Consider the following 1,180-nt stretch of genomic DNA (forward strand, 5'->3'; position numbering starts at 1 on the left):
AACTGTAGATGAGCATTTTTCATTACAATAATTTCCATGGTTAGAGAGACAAACAAGGTACCCCTTAGGCGACATGGAGCTGTTTTTTGATCACATCAATGGGAATATCTTGCTTTGCGGCGTTATAAATGAACTCGACGACGCTGTGGCCTTTCCGTGATCGAAGAAGCTCCAGTCCAGCGGAAAGGGTTTGTTGGGATTCGGCGATGCTGTACACGCAGGCCAAGAGCACCACCGCCCAATACCGTTTCACCGCCCGAATGTGGCGAACGCGGTATCCATCCAGCTTCAGTTGATCTTTCGCCTGCCGGAAAAAGCATTCGATTGTCCAACGCTGGGCATAGTAACGCAAGATGTCTTCGTCCCCGAGCTCCCGNNCTTGGCTTGGACGGCGATGCCTTTCGGATAAAGAATCCGGTTCGCCTTGAGCATGGCGATGACATGGAATCCCTTGCTCAAGCAGGTTTCGATGAGCGTTTTGGACGGGTACCACGAATCCATGAGCACATACACCGGCTGAGTCAGCTTCACCTTGATCGAGGAAAGCATCTCCATCGCCAGGTCGATTTTGCTTCTTCCGGCCTTCTTGTCATACAAGCGGAACGCGAACGGAAACGCCTGCGTGAAGGTGTGCACCATCAGCCAAACGAGCGAATGCCCCCAAACCGATTGATGATCTTTATGCGAGTAGTGCCAATCACACCCTTGAATGGCGTGTGCAGCCCGTGACGAAGGCTTCGTTTTTTGGCAAATCGTATCATCAATCGAGACAAAAAGAGGCTGATTCTTTCGCTCGATTCGGCGGAGGATCCACTCTTGAAGCTTTCCAAGCAGCCTTTCCTCATCCCAAGGGCTTTTCGTGAAAAAGTGACTGAGCGTCGTTCGATGATTCGGATGAAAGCTCCAGTGATGAATATCAGCCAATGTTCCCGAGAATCCCTTGGTGGTCAAGGCATCGACAATATGAATGAGATGCTTGATGACCGGTTTGGAAAGCTGCAGCGTCAACCCCAGCGTGAAGAAAAACTTGTAGATTCCTTGGTGATGTGCTAATCTATTCATGAGACATGAACCTCCTTGTGGGTAGTTGTGAGCACATCTATTTTATCCAAGGAGTCCGGTTCATGTCTCCTTTTTTGTTTGGTTGTCAATTTATGTTAGTGAATTTGCTCATCTACAG

At 49.1% G+C, this 1,180-nt stretch carries 1 pseudogene; it reads right to left on the minus strand.

What is annotated here, in order from left to right:
* Positions 1-64: 64 nt before the first annotated feature.
* Positions 65-1,062, minus strand: a pseudogene (locus ETR37_RS13890) (transposase).
* Positions 1,063-1,180 lie beyond the last annotated feature (118 nt).

This window comes from Geobacillus sp. PK12 (assembly GCF_004123125.1).
In the GTDB taxonomy this organism is placed as follows: Bacteria; Bacillota; Bacilli; order Bacillales; family Anoxybacillaceae; genus Geobacillus; species Geobacillus zalihae.